Origin of the sequence: Pseudoclavibacter sp. RFBI5, assembly GCF_002931395.1 — a bacterium.
Lineage (GTDB): Bacteria > Actinomycetota > Actinomycetes > Actinomycetales > Microbacteriaceae > Pseudoclavibacter.
The window spans coordinates 740,421-755,019 of record NZ_PSYA01000010.1 but is presented as its reverse complement, the minus strand read 5'-3'; the positions used below and the strand labels follow the sequence as shown (position 1 = coordinate 755,019).

12 protein-coding genes and 1 other RNA gene are annotated in these 14,599 nt (G+C 67.1%); 6 read left to right on the top strand and 7 right to left on the bottom strand.

The window, feature by feature from the left end; genetic code table 11:
- The first annotated feature begins 311 nt into the window (after nt 1–311).
- An RNA gene (rnpB, locus tag C5E06_RS10435) (RNase P RNA component class A) lies at nt 312–678 on the top strand.
- 89 nt (nt 679–767) lie between these two features.
- On the opposite strand, the gene ppgK is transcribed toward rnpB, so the two are convergent.
- Together ppgK and map are read right to left on the bottom strand one after the other, a co-directional pair.
- Nucleotides 768–1,550, bottom strand: coding sequence for a polyphosphate--glucose phosphotransferase (gene ppgK, locus C5E06_RS10430; RefSeq protein ID WP_104242077.1), 783 nt, complete (start codon nt 1,548–1,550; stop codon nt 768–770).
- Between the two features lie 40 nt (nt 1,551–1,590).
- Nucleotides 1,591–2,463 carry a type I methionyl aminopeptidase gene (map, locus tag C5E06_RS10425; protein ID WP_104306834.1) on the bottom strand — a complete coding sequence of 291 codons (873 nt, stop codon included), beginning with the start codon at nt 2,461–2,463 and terminating at the stop codon, nt 1,591–1,593.
- 12 nt (nt 2,464–2,475) lie between these two features.
- Here map and C5E06_RS10420 point away from each other — a divergent pair, with 12 nt between their 5' ends.
- Nucleotides 2,476–2,664, top strand: a complete 189-nt coding sequence (locus C5E06_RS10420; RefSeq protein WP_104241367.1) for a hypothetical protein — start codon at nt 2,476–2,478, stop codon at nt 2,662–2,664.
- A gap of 33 nt (nt 2,665–2,697) precedes the next feature.
- Here the strand turns inward: C5E06_RS10420 and panB are convergent, their stop codons facing one another.
- The gene (panB, locus tag C5E06_RS10415; protein WP_228502331.1) at nt 2,698–3,525 is read right to left on the bottom strand and encodes a 3-methyl-2-oxobutanoate hydroxymethyltransferase; all 828 of its coding nucleotides are present in this window, start codon (nt 3,523–3,525) and stop codon (nt 2,698–2,700) included.
- A gap of 75 nt (nt 3,526–3,600) precedes the next feature.
- Here panB and glnA (C5E06_RS10410) point away from each other — a divergent pair, with 75 nt between their 5' ends.
- Nucleotides 3,601–4,938: a type I glutamate--ammonia ligase gene (glnA, locus tag C5E06_RS10410; RefSeq protein WP_104241365.1), complete on the top strand. Its 1,338-nt coding sequence runs from the start codon at nt 3,601–3,603 to the stop codon at nt 4,936–4,938.
- A 3-nt stretch (nt 4,939–4,941) separates the two neighbouring features.
- Entirely contained in the window at nt 4,942–7,959 is a 3,018-nt protein-coding gene (locus C5E06_RS10405) for a bifunctional [glutamine synthetase] adenylyltransferase/[glutamine synthetase]-adenylyl-L-tyrosine phosphorylase (protein WP_104298717.1), read from the top strand.
- Between the two features lie 58 nt (nt 7,960–8,017).
- Here the strand turns inward: C5E06_RS10405 and C5E06_RS10400 are convergent, their stop codons facing one another.
- The gene (locus tag C5E06_RS10400; RefSeq protein ID WP_104241363.1) at nt 8,018–8,344 is read right to left on the bottom strand and encodes a hypothetical protein; all 327 of its coding nucleotides are present in this window, start codon (nt 8,342–8,344) and stop codon (nt 8,018–8,020) included.
- 134 nt (nt 8,345–8,478) lie between these two features.
- A complete protein-coding gene (glnA, locus tag C5E06_RS10395; RefSeq protein WP_068492563.1) occupies nt 8,479–9,903 on the bottom strand; it encodes a type I glutamate--ammonia ligase in 1,425 nt (474 codons plus the stop codon).
- A gap of 169 nt (nt 9,904–10,072) precedes the next feature.
- On the opposite strand from glnA (C5E06_RS10395), the gene C5E06_RS10390 reads away from it, so the two are divergent.
- Nucleotides 10,073–10,498 carry an RDD family protein gene (locus tag C5E06_RS10390; RefSeq protein WP_104241362.1) on the top strand — a complete coding sequence of 142 codons (426 nt, stop codon included), beginning with the start codon at nt 10,073–10,075 and terminating at the stop codon, nt 10,496–10,498.
- 36 nt (nt 10,499–10,534) lie between these two features.
- Here C5E06_RS10390 and C5E06_RS10385 read toward each other — a convergent pair whose 3' ends face one another.
- Nucleotides 10,535–11,254: a DUF4191 domain-containing protein gene (locus C5E06_RS10385; protein ID WP_104298719.1), complete on the bottom strand. Its 720-nt coding sequence runs from the start codon at nt 11,252–11,254 to the stop codon at nt 10,535–10,537.
- A 116-nt stretch (nt 11,255–11,370) separates the two neighbouring features.
- Between C5E06_RS10385 and C5E06_RS10380 the strand changes: the two genes are divergently transcribed.
- Nucleotides 11,371–13,098, top strand: a complete 1,728-nt coding sequence (locus tag C5E06_RS10380; protein WP_104306832.1) for a hypothetical protein — start codon at nt 11,371–11,373, stop codon at nt 13,096–13,098.
- Nucleotides 13,099–13,103: 5 nt separating this feature from the next.
- On the opposite strand, the gene sucB is transcribed toward C5E06_RS10380, so the two are convergent.
- Entirely contained in the window at nt 13,104–14,585 is a 1,482-nt protein-coding gene (sucB, locus tag C5E06_RS10375; protein ID WP_104241359.1) for a 2-oxoglutarate dehydrogenase, E2 component, dihydrolipoamide succinyltransferase, read from the bottom strand.
- Nucleotides 14,586–14,599 lie beyond the last annotated feature (14 nt).

Here is a 14,599-nt window from a genome sequence, read left to right as displayed (position 1 = left end):
TTAAGTCCTTGACTGCGAGCGAACCGCCGTTCCGGGCAGTCATTGCCCAGATTTGCTGCAAGAGCTCGTCGGTTCGGCTACGACATTCCTGAGAGCTGCGTGTGGAAATGCCGTGCGCTTTTGGAGCGTACACGAACTCCTCAGTTGATCCACGCCGTTCACTAAGTCGTTATGAAGGGATGTCCAGCTGCGGTGAATATGGCACGTTCCTCGCTCTGACCCCTGCTCATGGAAGCATCATTCGCCCACGCTGGGTCAGATTGTCTGGACAATTTCCGGAGCGTTCTCCAGGCACTACGATGGTGCGTGAGCAGGTCGACCAGGCGGTCGCGTCATGGGAAGCCATGCCGAGGAACGTCCGGGCTCCGCAGAGCAGGACGGTGGGTAACGCCCACCCGGGGAAACCCGCGAGACAGTGCCACAGAAAGCAGACCGCCCCGCCGCGTCCTTCGGGATGCAGGGGTAAGGGTGAAAGGGTGGGGTAAGAGCCCACCGGGCGCCTGGTGACAGGCGCCGCAAGGTAAACCTCGTCCGGAGCAAGGCCATACAGGGGATGACGACGCTGCTCGCCGAGTCCCCGGGTAGGCCGCTAGATGCACGCGGCAACGTGTGCGCGAGAGAGATGGCCGCCCCCGATTCACATCGGGACAGAACCCGGCGTATCGGTCGGCCTGCTCACTCTCTTGGTCGCGGTGCCGGGCTTGAAGCTGTTCTGGCTTCCGGCCCGGCCTCCGCCGTTCGATTCAGCGCGTGTCGAGGGTCGGGGATCAGACCCAGTGCTCGGCTGCGAGGCATGCTGAGCCGACGATGCCAGCGTTGTTCATGAACTCGGCGACGACGATGGGGGTCTCGACGTCGATGTAGTGCAGGAACTCGTCTGCCTGCTTGGAGATGCCGCCCGAGACGATGAAGACGTCGGGGGAGAAGAGCGCCTCGAGCTGACGGTAATAGGGAGTGAGTCGCGAACCCCATTCCGAGAACGACAGCTCATCGCGCTCGCGCACCTTCGACGAGGCGAACTTCTCGTAGTCGCTGTGGTCGCCGATGCTGATGTGCCCGAGCTCGGAGTTCGGGAACAGGTGGCCCCCGTAGAACATGGCCGTCCCGATCCCCGTGCCGAGCGTCGTCATGATGACGCTGTCGAGTCGCCCGTGCGCCACGCCGAAGCGCACCTCCGCGATGCCGGCCGCGTCTGCATCGTTCGCGAGCGCCACTTCGCGCCCGACAGCCTCGGAGAAGGCCGCCCTGGCGGCGAAGTCGATCCAGCGCGGCGAGATGTTGGCCGCGGAGCGCGTCACCCCGTGCTTGACGATCGCGGGAACGCTGATGCCCACCGGGACGTCCGTGTCGCCGTCGAGGTCCTTGTCCCAGATCTTGCGGACGATCTCCATGGTCGCGTCGATGACCTCGCGCGGGTCACCGCCGACCGGCGTCGGCACCTTGCGCCGCTTGGAGAGCAGCTCGCCCGTGCGAAGGTCGACGAGCGCCCCCTTGATGCCGGTGCCGCCGATGTCGATGCCGATGGCCTTGGTGGCTCTGCTCTTGCCCATGCGTGTGAGCATATCGGGAGCGGGGTGCCCGTTCGCGCCGTCAGGCCGATGGCACGGTGAGGAGCCGCGGGCCGTCTGAGGTGACGACGACGGTGTGCTCCCACTGGGCGCACCGAGAGCCATCGGCGGTCACGACGGTCCAGCCGTCATCCCAGAGGCGCCAGTCCGAGGTTCCGAGCGTGAGCATCGGCTCGACGGTGAAGACCATTCCCTCTTCGATGACCGTGGTGTACTGCGGGGAGTCGTAGTGCGGGATGATCAGGCCGGAGTGGAACGCGCCACCGACACCGTGGCCCGTGTAGTCGCGCACGACCCCGTAGCCGAACCTGCCCGCGTACTTCTCGATGACGCGCCCGATGACGTTGACCTGCCGTCCGGGCTTGGCTGCGGCTATGCCGCGCATCATGGCCTCGTGCGTGCGCTCGACGAGCAGCCGCGACTCGTCGGCGACGTCGCCGACGAGGTACATGCGGTTCGTGTCTCCGTGCATGCCCTCGAAGTAGGCGGTGATGTCGACGTTGAGGATGTCCCCGGATTCGAGCACCGTGTCGTCTGGGATCCCGTGGCAGATCACCTCGTTGAGCGAGGTGCAGCTCGATTTCGGGAACCCGCGGTAGCCGAGCGTCGACGGATAGGCGCCTCGCGCGGTCACGAAGTCGTGCGCGATGCTGTCGAGCTCATCGGTGGTGACGCCTGGGACGGCGAACTGCTCGAGGTGGTCGAGGGCATCGGCGGCGATGGCGGATGCCCGTTCGATCCGGGCGATCTCCTCCGGCGTGTAGACGTCCCCGCCCGTCCACGTGTCCGGCGCCTGCTTGCCGACGTACGGCGGGCGGGTGATGGCGGCTGGGACGGATCTGGCCGGGGCGCTGCGGCCGGGGATGAGGAGTCCTGTATTCGGGTCTTTCGGCATACGCTTGAGCCTATGACCGATACGCATGCACAGGAATTCTGGTACAACTCGCGCACGGGCGAGGTCGAGGTCGGACGGCAGTCCCTCGGCTCCGAGCTCGTCGGCCCGTTCGCATCCGAGGCAGAGGCGAAGCGCGCCCCTGAGAAGCTTCAGGAGCGCGCGAAGGCCTGGGCTGAGGAAGAGGCCGAAGAGGACCGCTGACCTTCGGCGTCCCTCCTCGTTCTCGAGGCGGCCCTAGCCGGACTGGTCCTCGAAGCTCTCAGCCTCCGAGGGGAACGCGCCTGACTTGACCTCGTCGCGGTAGCTCGATGCGGCGTCGAGGAGGATGCCGCGCAGGTCGGCGTACTTGCGCACGAAGCGCGGCATGCGACCGGTGCCGAGGCCCATCGCGTCGGTCCATACGAGGATCTGGCCGTCGCACTCGGCACCGGCGCCGATGCCGATGGTCGGGATGACGAGCTCCCGCGTGATCTCCGCGGCCAGGACGGCTGGGACCATCTCGAGGACCACGCTGAACGCGCCGGCGTCCTGCACCGCCCGAGCATCTGCTCGAACTCGCTCCGCCGCGTCGCCTCGGCCCTGCACGACGTGCCCGCCGAGGCCGTGCTCGCTCTGCGGGGTGTAGCCGATGTGGGCCATCACGGGGATCCCGGCCTCGACGATGCGCTTGATAGTGGCCTGCGAACGCACGCCGCCCTCGAGCTTCACCGCCTGCACGCCGGCCTCCTTCATGAACCTGACCGCGGTGTCCAGAGCCTGCTCGGGTCCGCGCTCGTAGCTGCCGAACGGAAGATCTGCGACGACGAGGGCTCGCGACACGCCGCGTGCGACGGAGCGTGCCATGGGAATCAGCTCGTCGACCGTGACGGGCAGCGTCGAGGTCTCACCGAGCACCGTGGTGGCCGCGGAGTCTCCGACGAGGAGCACGTCGATGCCTGCCTCGTCAAACACCGCAGCGGTCATGGCGTCGTAGCTCGTGAGCGCGGTGATGCGCTCGCCGGCGGCCTTGGCCGTCTGAAAGTGTCGAATTCGGACTCGCTTCGGTGCACTGGCCTGAGACATGCAGGCCATCATACGGCGGGGCGGCCTCAGGCCCAGTAGCCTAGGGGGAGGCGCACAACAAGAATTGGAGCCCGAGTGGACAAGCAGCAGGACTTCGTACTCCGCCAGATCGAGGAGCGCGGGATCAAGTTCATCCGCCTGTGGTTTACGGATGTTCTCGGAACACTGAAGTCCGTGGCAATCGCACCGGCGGAGGTGGAGGGTGCCTTCAACGAGGGCATCGGACTCGACGGCTCTGCCGTCGAGGGGTTCACGAGGCGGTCTGAGGCCGACATGCTCCTGCACCCGGATCCGTCGACGTTCCAGATGCTCCCGTGGCGCGGTGAGATCGACCCGACCGCTCGGATGTTCTGCGACATCTCCACTCCGGACGGGCAGCCCTCGGTCACCGACCCGCGACGCGTGCTTCGCCGCGCGCTGGACGTGGCGTCGGCGCAGGGCTTCACCTTCTACGTGCACCCCGAGATCGAGTTCTACCTGCTGAAGTCCGACGAGGCACTCAGCGGCGAGCCGGTGCCGGCAGACAACGCTGGCTACTTCGACAACGTGCCAGGCGGAACCGCTCACGACTTCCGTCGTCGCGCAGTGCGCATCCTGGAAGACCTGGGCATCTCGGTCGAGTACAGCCACCACGAGGCCGGCCCGGGCCAGAACGAGATCGACCTCAGGTTCTCGGATGCGCTCAACACGGCCGACAACGTCATGACGTTCCGCACCGTGGTCAAGGAAGTTGCCATCGAGCAGGGCGTGTACGCCACGTTCATGCCCAAGCCGATGTGGCAGCACCCTGGCAGCGGCATGCACACGCACGTCTCGCTCTTCGAGGGCGACACGAACGTGTTCCACGAGCCGGGCGCCGAGTACCAGCTGTCGAAGATCGGCAGGCACTTCGTCGCGGGTCTCCTCAAGCACGCGCCGGAGATCACGGCTGTGACGAACCAGTTCGTCAACTCCTACAAGCGCATCTGGGGCGGAGACGAGGCCCCGAGCTACGCGTGCTGGGGCCACAACAACAGCTCTGCGCTCGTGCGCATCCCGACCTACAAGCCCAACAAGGGCGGCTCGGCTCGGGTCGAGTACCGCGGCATCGACTCCGCGGCAAACCCGTACCTCGCGTACGCGGTCCTGCTCTCGGCCGGCCTCAAGGGCGTGTCGGAGGAGTACGAGCTCCCGGCCGAGATCGAGGGAGACATCTGGGAGATGTCACCGCGTGAGCGCAGCGTGCTCGGCTTCGACCCGCTGCCGTCGAGCCTCAACGAGGCCATCGCCATCATGGAGAACTCGGAGCTTGTCGCCGAGACGCTCGGAGAGCAGGTCTTCGCCTACTTCCTCGCGAACAAGCGTGCGGAATGGAAGCAGTACCGCGCTCAGGTGACCCCCTTCGAGCTCGCCTCGAACCTGCACTCCTTGTAAGCCGTGCGCTCTGACGGTCTGCGAACGCGCCTCGCGAGGGCGGGTTTCGCTGCGCCCAGCGAAGCCGAGCCGCGCCTTGTGGAGCTCGCCGAGCTGACCGGGGTGCGTGCAGACGACGTGTTCTCCGTCGTCGACGAGCGCGTCGCCGATCCGGACCAGGCGCTCCAGTGGCTCGTGTATCTCGCGCGGCAGCACCCGAGTGCCGTCGACTCGCTGTTCGCGGAGCGACCCAACGCCAAGACCGTCGTCCGTCTGCTCGGGGCGTCGACAGGCCTGGCCGAGTTCTTCCTGCGCCACCCGCGCACGATGGAGGTCGTGCAGTCCGGTGAGTCCGAGCTGCCGACCCGTGCCGAGCTGCAACGCCGGATGGCGGCGAGTGTCGGCGTCGACGCCGACCAGGCGGACGCCGACGGCGGATTCGGCATGGCTGTCGCGCAGATCACGGGCTCTGAGGCGATTCGATCCCTCCGCATCCGCTACCGCACCGAACTGGCCCGCATCACCGCCTTCGACCTGGCCCAGGACGACCAGCGCGGGTGCGTCCGCGAGGTGAGTCGTGCTCTTGCCGACCTCGCAGGAGAGACGCTGGATGCCGCGATCATGGTCGCCCGTGCAGAGACCCAGGCGCCACCGAGCGGATTCGGACGCTTCCCTGCCGAGGACGTCGAGTGCGTTCGCCTCTCGGTGATCGGCATGGGCAAGGCCGGCGCCGAGGAGCTCAACTACATCAGCGACGTCGACATCATGTTCGTCGCCGAATCGTCCGATCCGGAGCGCGTCGCTGTCCCGAAGGCCGTCGAGATCGGCACGAGGCTCGCCAGCCTCACGATGCGCGTCATCGACTCGACGGACATCGAGCCAGCGCTCTGGGAGGTGGATGCGAACCTCAGGCCGGAGGGCAAGGACGGTGCGCTCGTGCGCACGATCGACTCGTACGCGCGCTACTACGAGCGGTGGGCGAAGAACTGGGAGTTCCAGGCACTCATCAAGTCCAGGGCCATGGCGGGCGACCTGAGGCTCGGAGAGGAATTCGAGCGCCGCGTCGAGCCGCTGATCTGGGCGAGCGCCAGCCGCGCGGACTTCGTCGACCAGGTACGGGCGATGCGCGAGCGCGTGACCGAGCATATCCCTGCAGAGGAAGTCGATCTGCAGATCAAGCTCGGACCTGGCGGGCTCCGCGATATCGAGTTCACCGTCCAGCTCCTTCAGCTCGTGCATGGTCAGCATGACGAGACCGTGAGGGAACGGTCGACGCTCGCGGCGCTCGAGGCGCTCAGCGAGGGCGGCTACATCGGGCGCGACGACGCGAATCAGTTCTCCTCCGACTACGAGTTCCTTCGCCTGCTCGAGCACCGGATCCAGCTGCGTGCCCTGCGGCGCACGCACCTCATGCCGACGAGCGACATCGAACGTGCCGTCCTGGCTCGCTCGGCGAGCTTCGCGAACTCACGCGAGCTCACCGACGAGTGGCAGCGGGTGAAGCTCCGTGTCCGCGGTCTGCACGAGAAGGTCTTCTATCGCCCACTGCTCTCCGCGGTCGCGGCGCTGCCCACGGAGGGGTTCGCGCTGAGCTCGGACCAGGCGGAGGCTCGCCTGCGCGCCATCGGCTTCCTCGACCCGCGGGGCGCGCTCGCGCACATCACTGCGCTCGTGAAGGGGGTGTCGCGCAGAGCGATCATGCAGCGCACGCTGCTGCCGGTGCTCATCGACTGGTTCTCGCAGGGCAGCGACCCCGACAGCGGATTCCTCGCCTTCAGGAAGCTCTCGGAGCGGCTCGGCGACACCGCGTGGTACCTGAGGCTCCTGCGCGACAGCTCGGCGGCGGCCAAGCGGCTCACGCAGCTGCTCTCCGGCTCGAAGTTCGCAGCAGAGTTCTTCGAGCTCTACCCGGAGGCGGTGAAGTGGCTGGACGACGACGCCCAGCTGAAGCCCCGCACCCTCACCGCGCTGCTCGACGAGGTCGCCACCACGATCCGCCGCCACGACGACGAGGTTGCCCTTCGGAGGGCCCTTCGCACGTTCCGTCGGCGCGAGGTCCTGCGCCTGGCGATCGGCGGTCTCCTCAGCCTCATCGACATCAAGCAGACGGGTGCCGGTCTCTCCGACATCGCCACGGCGACGCTCCAGGGTGCGTACGACGCGGTCCGACGTATCGACAAGGTCGAGTACCCGCCGTTCGCGATCATCGCCATGGGCCGCTACGGCGGTCGCGAGCTCGGCTTCGGCTCGGATCTCGACGTCCTCTACGTCTTCGAGAAGGGCGACTTCGAGAACCCCGACCTGGCGAGTCGGCGAGCGCTGTCGCTCGTGCACCGGATCGTGGAGTTCACGGCCGACCCGCGCATGCCGATCGACCTGGATGCGGGGCTCCGCCCTGAGGGCAAGTCCGGGCCCCTCGTCCGGTCGCTGTCCGCCTACCGCAGCTACTACGCCCGCTGGTCGCTCGGCTGGGAGACCCAGGCGCTGCTGCGTGCCCACGACGTCGTCGGGGATGCCAACGTGCGTGACCGGTTCATGGACCTCGTCGACGAGGTCCGGTACGGCAAGGAGCTGTCCGAGGACGGCCTTCGCGAGGTGCGGCGCATCAAGGCGAGGGTGGAGAACGAGCGGCTGCCGCAGGGAGCGGACCCGACGCGACACCTCAAGCTCGGGCGCGGCTCGCTGAGCGACGTCGAGTGGCTCGCCCAGACCCTGCAGCTGCAGCACGCGACGCACCGCACATCCCTTCGGACGACCTCGACGCTCGGCACCATCGACGCTGCGCAGGACGAGGAACTGCTGACGCCGACCGACGCCAATCAGCTGCGCGACGCCTGGCTGCTGGCCTCGCGGGTGCGCTCGGCGCTGTACCTGGCGACGAACAAGCAGTCCGACCTGCTGCCCCAGGACGGTCCGACGCTCGATGCAGTCGCACGTGCGCTGGGCTATTCGCCGGGCTCTGGCCCACATCTCGAGGACGACTACCTCGGCGAGACCCGCCGCGCTCGTCGCGTGTTCGAGCGACTCTTCTACGGCGAGTAACCGCCCGCTCCATGCTCCGTCAGACGCGGACGAGGCACGAGGATTGAGAGCCTAGGACCTAGGACTGCGCGGACTGCTGCTCGATGATGGCGCGCTCGAGGCTGTCGGCGATCAGGACCGCGTCGAGGCCGGACTGCCTGCCGATGCCGACGGCGTGCTGGGCCTCGTGTGAGGCGAGTGCCTGCAACGCGGACTTCGGCGTCGTGAACTCGTGGGCGAGGAGCTCGTCGATGGCACTGTCGACGTCCGCGTTGTGCCGGTGCCAGTCCTCGCTCTGCGGCTCGGACGAGAGCCGACGGACGGCCGCGGCGTGGATGCTCGCGGCGAGCCGCTTGTGGTGGTCGATCGCGGCCAGAGCCTGCTCGTGGAGTTCTGCTTCATCCATCCACCCAGCCTGCCATGCCGTCCAGCGCCTACCTGGAAGGCACGGGGGTGCCGGCGTGCACATCGCCACGCGCAAAACGCCCGGCCCGCCTCGCAGAGTGCGAGACGGGCCGGGCGTGGAGCTACCGCGACGAGTTAGACGCCGTAGTAGAGCTCGAACTCGTACGGGTGCGGGCGCTGCGCGAGCGGCTGCACTTCGTTGACCGTCTTGTAGTTGATCCAGTTCTCGATGAGCTCCGGCGTGAAGACGTTGCCCTTGGTGAGGTACTCGTGGTCAGCCTCGAGAGCTGCGAGCGCCTCAGGCAGCGAGGTGGCGAGCTGCGGGATGCTCTTCGCCTCTTCCGGGGGAAGCTCGTAGAGGTCCTTGTCGACGGGCTCGTGCGGCTCGATGCGGTTCTGGATACCGTCGAGGCCTGCCATGAGCTGGGCCGCGAACGCGAGGTACGGGTTGGCCGAGGCGTCCGGTGCGCGGAACTCGATGCGCTTCGCCTTCGGGTTGGAGCCCGTGATCGGGATGCGGATCGCAGCCGAGCGGTTTCCTGCCGAGTAGACCAGGTTGATGGGAGCCTCGAAGCCCTTCACCAGGCGGTGGTAGGAGTTCGTCGTCGGGTTGGTGAACGCCGCGAGCGAGTTGGCGTGCGCAAGCAGACCGCCGATGTACCAGCGAGCCGTGTCCGAGAGCGAACCGTAGCCGGCCTCGTCGTAGAAGAGCGGCTCGCCGTCCTTCCAGAGCGACTGGTGCGTGTGCATGCCCGAGCCGTTGTCGTTGTAGAGCGGCTTCGGCATGAACGTGGCCGACTTGCCCCACTGCTCAGCGGTGTTCTTGACGATGTACTTGAACTTCAGGATGTCATCTGCAGCGCTGACCATCGTGTCGAAGCGGTAGTTGATCTCCTGCTGCCCGCCGGTGCCCACCTCGTGGTGCGAGCGCTCGAGGATGAAACCAGCCTCGATGAGCTTGAGCGTGATGTCGTCGCGCAGGTCTGCCGTCTTGTCGACGGGGGAGACGGGGAAGTAGCCACCCTTGAACGGCGTCTTGTTGCCGAGGTTGCCGCCCTCTTCTTCGCGGCCGGAGTTCCAGGCGCCCTCTTCGGAGTCGACCGAGTAGAAGCTCTGGTTCGACGTCACGGAGTAGCGCACGTCGTCGAAGATGTAGAACTCGGCCTCGGGAGCGAAGAACGCTGTGTCGGCGATGCCCGTCGAGGACAGGTAGTCGACAGCCTTCTTCGCGACCTGGCGCGGGTCGCGGTGGTAGATCTCACCGGTGCGCGGGTTGTAGATGTCGAAGACCATGATCAGGGTCTTGGCGTCACGGAACGGGTCGAGGTACGCGGTCGTCACGTCGGGGATGAGCTGCATGTCCGACTCGTGGATCGACGCGAAACCGCGGATCGAGGAGCCGTCGAAGAGCTGGCCGACGGAGAAGAACTCCTCGTCGACGGTCGACGCGGGGATGTTGAAGTGCTGCTGCACACCCGGGAGGTCGGTGAAGCGGATGTCGAGGAACTTGACATCGTTATCGGCGATATAGGCGAGGACTTCAGACGGTTCTTTGAACATGGCTTCTCCGGGTCGTGTCGAAGGTGTTGGCGGACGGGGTCCTGTCACAAGCTAACCACTCGCTGTTGCCCCTTGGTCACTGTTATGTTTCGTGCACGTTACGCAGAGCGTGATATGCAGGGGCGATCGGGCACCGAGGAGGCTCGGATGGCGAAGGTAAGCTGTCCGGATGCCCGCACAGTCAAGCAGTCCGGAGTTCGCACGCCCGGAGAACAACCGCTACCCGGGCTACCGCCTCGGCTACCCCGAGGAAGGGCGAGGCTCGATAGGCCCCATGCGTCGACGCATCCCCGCCCTCATCGTGGACTACGCCCTCGCTGCCGGCGTGGCGTTCCTCTTTTTCGACTACGAGTCGATCGCGATCCTGCTCCTCTTCTTCTCCATGAGCTCCGTGGGCATCATGCTCTTCGGGGGTTCGGCGGGGCACCTGCTGTTCCGGATGCGCGTGACCAGACTCGATGGCTCAGCCCCCGGCTACGTGCGTCCCCTCATCCGCCAGCTCCTCGTGACGCTCGTGCTGCCCATGCTCGTCTGGGACAGCGACCAGCGCGGCGGCCACGACATCATGACAAAACTCGCCCTGCGGCTCGTGTAGAGCGACAGGGCGAGTCTCTGGCGGGGATGCTGCGGATCAGCGCATCTGCGAACGCGACGAGCGCATCCGCATCGGGTCAATGCCCTTGGGGATCGGAAGCGCGTTGCTGCCGAGCGCCTTGAGTCGGCTCGTCACGGCGACGATCTCCGGCTTGGTGAGCTTCTTCGGGAGCTTGTTGAGGGTCTTGCGGACCTTGACGAGCTTCACGTCGTCGGCGCCCGTCCCCACGTGGAAGTGGTGGATGGGCACGTTCGGCAAGATTCGCGCGGTCTTGCGGCGCTCGTCGTCGAGCAGTCGCTTGGTGCCGGACTTGCTGCCCTCGGTGAGGATGACAACGCCGGGCTTGCCGATCGCACGGTAGACCGCATCCTGCGTCTTCGCGTTGAAGGCGACCGGCATCTCGCTGGTCTGCCAGGTTCCGCGCATGGCGCTGGTGAGCACCTGGCCGGTTGCACCGGCGCGCCCTTCGAGTTGCCCGAAGGCCACCCGCTCGGCGCGCCAGTTCAGCGTGAACATGAAGAGGAGCACGCCGACCATGAGGCCGAGGATCATCGTGAGGATCCAGATGAGCGCGTTCGATCCAGGCAGGAAGATGCTCACGAGCGCTGCGATGATCAGGGGGACGAGCACGGCAGCGGCCATGATCCAAGGTGCGGTCTTGTCGTACTTGACCGTCATCTTGAGGACTTGCCAGATCTGCTTGAAGCGACCTGGTTCTTTTTCCGCTGCTGCGCTGGCTTGTGGAGAGTTCGCCATAGTGCATCCAGAATACCGGCACTTCACCCCGTATTCACATTCGGACTCGTGACGACTTCTCCACAGACGATGAAGCTGGTGCACTCCGCTGGTGTGGGGACCGTCAGACTCCCGTTGTGCGAGCCAGAAATCTGCCGGGAACCGACCGCCTCGACCGCCCCGAGTACTTCGACGTCGTGGGCTGGCGGGTCGTCGAGGTGCTCGACGATACCGGCGCCTGGCATCGCCTCCTGGCGGTGTCGAGGGAGCAGGCGGCACCGGATGAGGAGGAATGGCTCTCCGGGGCAGCAGACGTCTCGCAACCGCAGCTTCCTGCCGCAGCTCTCGACGGCACGGTTGAGCTTGTCGTGGAGGTCGAGGCGAGCGGGGGACCGACGCTCACCGAGCTCTGCGAGGTCTTCGACGAGGTCAGCGCCCCGAGCATCCCCGTGCTGCTCGACATTGGTCTGACGGATCGCCGAGAGGCCGTGGCGGTACTCGAGGCGACGATCGGATCCAGCGTGGGGGAGCTGCTCGACCGGCCATACCCCCTCGCGACCGGTGAGATCGTGACGATCCTCGCCCCGCTCGCCGAGACGCTCGCCGAGCTTCACCGAGCGGGCCTCGCTCTCGGCGGCTTGGGCCTCGAGGACGTTCGGCTCACCGCTCAGGGGCGACCCGTCGTCAAGAGGTGGGACACGCTGTCACGCCTCGAGGGGTTCGACGACCGGCTGCAGCCCGGCATCGTCCGCGACTGGAAGGCCTTCGAGGGCTTCGCCGATCTGGTCCTCGCGCAGCTGCCGACCGAGCTCGAGCTGCCGGCGGCACTCGAGCGCGAACTCGACAGGTGCTTGAGCGGTGATGTGGATGCTGAGCTGCCCGAGCGCCTGCTCGACGCGCTCTTCGCCTGGCACGATGCAAGTGACATCCAGGACCCGGCTGCGGGAGAGCGCTCTCCACGTCGGGCCTTGCTGGCGCACGAGTCGACGCTGCCGCACGTGGCTCCGGCTACCGGCGGGCACGATGACTTCGATCCTGCGGGTGCCGACACACGCCGCTTGACCAGTTCGCTGCTCGACGGCGATGACGACGACGCAGGCGGGGACTTCGCCGAGGCAGGCGCTGCAGGCAGAGACGTTCGCCTCGGGCACTCCGTGCGGGCCCGAGGGGAAGCCAGACGTCGAGATCGCCCCGAGGCTCCCGATCAGCGGGCGTCTCGCGGTGGGCGGAGCAGGAGGCGGCAGCGGGCGCGTCGGCAGCCCGGTTTCCTGCGCCGCACGCTGGGCACCATCAGGCTGCCTTTTCGCATCGCGGCAGCTGCCGCAGTGGTCCTGTGCATCTGCGCCGCGGCGCTGGGGGTGCTCGGTGAGGCACCTGGTGGGGGAGAGGATTCGGCTCCGAGCGTGCCAACGAGCGATGCTCGGCCCGCCCAGACCGCGGAGTCGGGCCCTCCGAGCTCCGGGAACCCGCCGGTGAACGAGACGATGCCCGTCGCCGACTCAGCTGGGGCCCCTGACTGGCGCGCACGCGCCATGGCGGACGATCCGACCGTCGCCGTGCTGGCCCTGGTCGAGCGGCGGGCCGAGTGCCTTGCCAGCGAGACCGCCGGTTGTCTCGAGGAGGTGTACCAGAGTGACGCGCCGGGCCTGCACGCGGACCTCGCCCGCGGTGGGGGCGCAGCAGACCAGCTCGCGGGACTGACAGCGGCGACACTCAGGGATCGCTACGGCGACCTCGTCGTGGTGGATCTGTGGCCGGCGGACGCGATCCAGGCCGCAGAGACACCACCGGCCTCCCTCACGATTGCTCGTGGGGAGGCCGGCTGGCGTCTGCGGGATGTCCGAGGAGCGGCAGCTCCTCGGTGACGGCTCTAGAGTCCGAGCTGTCCTTCGAACGCGCCCTCTTCGAGGCGGTTCTTCACCTGCGAGAGGAAGCGAGCCGCGTCGGCACCGTCGATGATGCGGTGGTCGTAGCTCAGCGCGAGGAAGACCAGTGAGCGAATCGCGATGGACTCCTGGCCGTCTGCCGTCTTCACGACAGCCGGACGCTTCGCGACGATCCCGGTCCCGAGGATCGCGCTCTGCGGGAGGAAGACGACGGGCGTGTCGAACAGCGCGCCGCGCGAACCCGTGTTCGTGACCGTGAACGTTCCGCCGGCAAGCTCGTCCGGGAGCAGCTTGTTGTCGCGCGTGCGCTCGGCGAGGTCAGCGATCTGGCCTGCGAGGCCGGCGATGTCGAACTGCGACGCCTTCTTGATGACCGGCGTGAGCAGGCCGCGCTCGGTGTCGACCGCCATGGCGATGTTCTCGGACTCCGGGTAGACGATGGAGTCTCCGTCGACCGTGGAGTTGATGATCGGGAAGCTCTGGAGCGCTTCTGCCGCCGCGAGGGTGAAGAACGGCAGGAACGAGAGCTTGTTGCCCGTCTTCGCGTGGAAGTCGCCCTTGACGCGGTCACGCAGCTGCGCGATGCGAGTCACGTCGACCTCGACGACCGTCGTGAGCTGGGCCGTCGAGTTCATCGAAGCGACAGCGCGCTCGGCGACGACCTTGCGGAGACGCGACATCTTCGCCGTCGTGCCACGCAGCTCGGAGACCTCGAACGGAGTGGGCTCGCCGGGGGTGCCGGCCGAGGCTGCCGCTGCCGGAGCTGCGGACTTGCTCGACTCAGCGAAGGCGACGACGTCTTCCTTGCGGATGCGCCCACCGACTCCGGTGCCCTGGACCTTCGAGAGGTCGACGCCAGCGTCTGCCGCGAGCTTGCGAACGAGCGGCGTGACGTAGCGGGGGTCGGAGCTCGAGGCGGCCTGCGCCGTCTCACCAGCCTGCTTGGGCTGCGAAGGCTGCTTGGGCTGCGCCGGCGGCTTCGGAGCGGAAGCGGACTGCTGCGCCGTCTGCGCGGCAGGGGTCGCTGCCTGCTTGGCGGGAGCCTCAGACGTCGTCTCCTTCTCGGGAGCCGGCTCTGCGTAGCCCTCGTCTTCCTTGTCTGCAGGGGCCTCTTCGGCCTCGGGAGCCGCGGCGGGCTGCGAGGTCGACTCGGCTGCTTCCTCGACCTCGGGCTCGGCCTGAGCCTCTTCGGCCGCAGGAGCGCTGTCGTCGGAGGACGACGCGCCGGAGCCGTCGCCGAGGCGAGCGAGCACTGCGCCGACCTCGACGGTCTCGTCTTCGCCAACGAGGATCTCCTCGAGGACGCCGGCGATGGGCGACGGGATCTCGGTGTCGACCTTGTCCGTCGAGACCTCGAGCAGTGGCTCGTCGACCTCGACGGTGTCGCCGACGCTCTTCAGCCAGCGGGTGACGGTTCCTTCGGTGACACTCTCGCCGAGTGCCGGGAGCGTTACGTCTTCGCTCATGATGTGGGTTCTCC

Coding starts and splice junctions, on each gene's coding strand:
- ppgK (WP_104242077.1), bottom strand. CDS start 1,550: ATGGGCAAGAGCAGAGCCACCAAGGCCATCGGCATCGACATCGGCGGC.
- map (WP_104306834.1), bottom strand. CDS start 2,463: ATGCCGAAAGACCCGAATACAGGACTCCTCATCCCCGGCCGCAGCGCC.
- C5E06_RS10420 (WP_104241367.1), top strand. CDS start 2,476: ATGACCGATACGCATGCACAGGAATTCTGGTACAACTCGCGCACGGGC.
- panB (WP_228502331.1), bottom strand. CDS start 3,525: ATGTCTCAGGCCAGTGCACCGAAGCGAGTCCGAATTCGACACTTTCAG.
- C5E06_RS10400 (WP_104241363.1), bottom strand. CDS start 8,344: ATGGATGAAGCAGAACTCCACGAGCAGGCTCTGGCCGCGATCGACCAC.
- glnA (WP_068492563.1), bottom strand. CDS start 9,903: ATGTTCAAAGAACCGTCTGAAGTCCTCGCCTATATCGCCGATAACGAT.
- C5E06_RS10390 (WP_104241362.1), top strand. CDS start 10,073: ATGCCCGCACAGTCAAGCAGTCCGGAGTTCGCACGCCCGGAGAACAAC.
- C5E06_RS10385 (WP_104298719.1), bottom strand. CDS start 11,254: ATGGCGAACTCTCCACAAGCCAGCGCAGCAGCGGAAAAAGAACCAGGT.
- sucB (WP_104241359.1), bottom strand. CDS start 14,585: ATGAGCGAAGACGTAACGCTCCCGGCACTCGGCGAGAGTGTCACCGAA.